Source organism: Halorubrum ezzemoulense DSM 17463 (genome assembly GCF_002114285.1).
In the GTDB taxonomy this organism is placed as follows: Archaea; Halobacteriota; Halobacteria; order Halobacteriales; family Haloferacaceae; genus Halorubrum; species Halorubrum ezzemoulense.
This window is the reverse complement of record NZ_NEDJ01000138.1, coordinates 1-2,737: the sequence shown is the minus strand read 5'-3', so window position 1 is coordinate 2,737 and position 2,737 is coordinate 1. Positions and strand designations below refer to the sequence as shown.

At 62.3% G+C, this 2,737-nt stretch carries 2 protein-coding genes and 1 rRNA gene; 2 read left to right on the top strand and 1 reads right to left on the bottom strand.

Features of this window, described 5'->3' with window-relative positions:
- Nucleotides 1-128 precede the first annotated feature (128 nt).
- Entirely contained in the window at nucleotides 129-1,334 is a 1,206-nt protein-coding gene (locus B9H04_RS17680) for a Cdc6/Cdc18 family protein (protein WP_049932642.1), read from the top strand.
- Between the two features lie 104 nt (nucleotides 1,335-1,438).
- Here the strand turns inward: B9H04_RS17680 and B9H04_RS17675 are convergent, their stop codons facing one another.
- Nucleotides 1,439-1,999 carry a TATA-box-binding protein gene (locus tag B9H04_RS17675; protein ID WP_049932645.1) on the bottom strand — a complete coding sequence of 187 codons (561 nt, stop codon included), beginning with the start codon at nucleotides 1,997-1,999 and terminating at the stop codon, nucleotides 1,439-1,441.
- Between the two features lie 669 nt (nucleotides 2,000-2,668).
- On the opposite strand from B9H04_RS17675, the gene B9H04_RS17670 reads away from it, so the two are divergent.
- Nucleotides 2,669-2,737, top strand: a 16S ribosomal RNA gene (locus tag B9H04_RS17670); the annotation flags it as partial.

The following is a 2,737-nucleotide window of genomic DNA, read 5'->3' as shown; positions in this document are numbered from 1 at the left end:
CCCCACGGCCGACCACCCTTTTCACCGGAAACACGGTGTGTGTCTCTCTCCACCGACCCGTCCCTCGTTCCGCTCCGAACGTGGCCGCGAAACAGAACACATTTCACCGGAAACACGGTGTCTCCCTCATGGACGCAGCGGACGACCTCTTCACGAGGGAGGACCCTATCTTCGCGAACAAGGAACTCCTCGAGATCAGTCACTTGCCGGGCGAGGGACGCATTGTCGGCCGCGACGACGAGATCGCCGATCTGGCGACGGCGGTCAATCCGGCCATCTTCGGCCAGAGCCCGAGCAACGTCCTCATCTACGGGAAGACGGGCACCGGGAAGTCCCTGTGCGCGAAGTACGTCTCCAAGCGACTCGTCTCGACCGCGAGCGAGGAGGGCGTTACGGCGACGTTCGCCTACGTCGACTGCGCGCAGGACACCACCGAGACGCAAGCGGTCCAGACGATCGCCGAGGGCGTCAACGACCCCGAGGAAACCGGGATCAACGTCCCCGATAAGGGGCTCTCTACGTCCACGTACTACAAGCGACTCTGGCGGATCCTCGACCAGCGGTACGACGTCGTCTTGATCCTGCTCGACGAGATCGATAAGCTCGATGACGACGCCATCCTGATGCAACTGTCCCGCGCTGGCGAGGCGGGAAAGATCACCGACTGTAAGTTGGGCGTCGTCGGCATCAGCAACAAGATCCAGTACAAAGACCGGATGGACGAGCGCGTTAAATCGAGCCTCTGTGAGCGCGAGTTCGTCTTCCCGCCGTACGACGCGAACCAACTCAGGGAAATCATGCAGGCGCGGGCGGACGCGTTCCACGACGACGTTCTCGAACCCTCGACGATCCCGCGCGCCGCCGCGCTGGCGGCGCGCGAACACGGCGACGCGCGGAAGGCTATCGACATCCTCCGGTACGCGGGCGAGATCGCACAGGCGAACGGCGAACCCACTGTTCGTGAGGAGTTCGTCACGCAGGCGCGCGAGCGAGCCGAGACCGACCGATTCCGCGAACTCATTCGCGGGTCCACCCCGCACTCGAGGTACGTGCTTCAGGCGCTCGCGCTACTGTCGCTCTCGAACGGTCGTCAGGACGGATTCCGCACGAGCCGCGTGTACGAAATCTACGAGAACATCTGCCGGCAGGAGGGATCCGATAGCCTCTCGCTACGGCGCGTCCGCGACCTCCTGAAGGAGCACGCGTTCCTCGACATCATCGAACAGTCGAAACACAGCGGCGGTAGCGCCGAAGGAAGCTACACGAAGCACCAACTCCTCGAGGACCCGAGCGTCGTCAAAGAGGTCCTTACCGAGGATGATGCCGAGAGCTGATCGAGTCGGTTCGGCCACCCGACGGTCCCCCCGCCACCGCTCTACGACGAGCACCGTGCCGTCGCCGCGACGAGGCCCCGCACAGACCGATCGATTCGCCCGCGTCAGCCGAGCAGGCCGAGTCCTTCGATCCGCTCGACGATCTCCTCGACGGCTTCCTCGGCGTCGTCAGTCCGCTTACCGCCGGTGATGACGATCTTCCCGCTTCCGAAGAGGAGGATGACGACCTCGGGTTCGTCCATCCGGTAGACGAGCCCGGGGAACTGCTCCGGCTCGTACTCTACGTCTTCGAGACCGAGCCCGATCGCGAGGGCGTTGAGATTGAGGTTGTGCCCCAAGTCCGCGCTCGACACGATGTTCTGAACGGTGATCTCCGGATCATCCTCGACCGGGATCTGGAGGCCCCGAAGCTTCTCGAAGATGATCCCGAGCGCGTCGTGGACGTCGTCGATGCTCTTGGCACCCGTACAGACGATCTTCCCCGACCGGAAGATGAGCGCGGCCGCCTTCGGCTCTTGAGTCCTGTAGACGAGGCCGGGGAAGTTGTCGGGATTGAAATCTGCGCCCGGGAGATCCTCTGCGAGCGCCTCCAAGTCGAGCTCCTGACCGATACCCGTCGATGCAACAACGTTCTGAATCTCGATCGAGTCTGCAGGGTTCGTCATCGTTCGCTTTTATATGTGTCCCCCTCCCTTATAAACGCCCGTGGTATAAATGGCCAACTGCCCCACACCGCACATAGTGTCCTGTCCTGCGCGCGCGTGAGGCCGCCGCCGCAACCTGGATTCCATGATACACTTCTGATACGTTCGGCTCTCAGACGTTCCGATCGTATCGCCCAGTGTCGCGAGATCCTGCCGATACCAAATCTCCCTACTGGATCAGCTCGTTGTAAACTGCTCCATGAAACCGCATGACGTGGGGCCGACGCTTCGACGGGGTTAAATACAACCCGGGCATTCGAATGAATGCGAGGAGCCCCCGACGGGGGGCACCGGCCGGCCGCCAACGCGGCCGGTCGAAGCGTTCCGACGTGCTTAAGTGTATAAGCCCGTTCGGTTGAAACGCGAAGAACGCACCGCGGACTCGGGCCGTTCAACTCGGCCCGGTTTCGCAGAGTCGGTTCATCCGACTCACCCGATGAGGATCGCGCCCCCTGCGCTCCGGCGTAAGCGGCGATCTGATGTGAGCCGTGGTCGTTCGGTGTCATCCAAGCCGCTGGATGGACCGGACACCACACAGACCAATGCAATGGTGTGTCAACCTTCGTCTCAACCGAAGTTGACACCCGCCAACACCCCCTTCAGGCCGGGAATCAGGCCTGAAGGATACTCATTCCGGTTGATCCTGCCGGAGGCCATTGCTATTGGGATCCGATTTAGCCATGCTAGTCGCACGAGTTC

What these genes read in the sequence shown, in the direction of transcription:
- B9H04_RS17675 (WP_049932645.1), bottom strand. Translation starts at nt 1,999, where the DNA reads ATGACGAACCCTGCAGACTCGATCGAGATTCAGAACGTTGTTGCATCG.
- B9H04_RS17680 (WP_049932642.1), top strand. Translation starts at nt 129, where the DNA reads ATGGACGCAGCGGACGACCTCTTCACGAGGGAGGACCCTATCTTCGCG.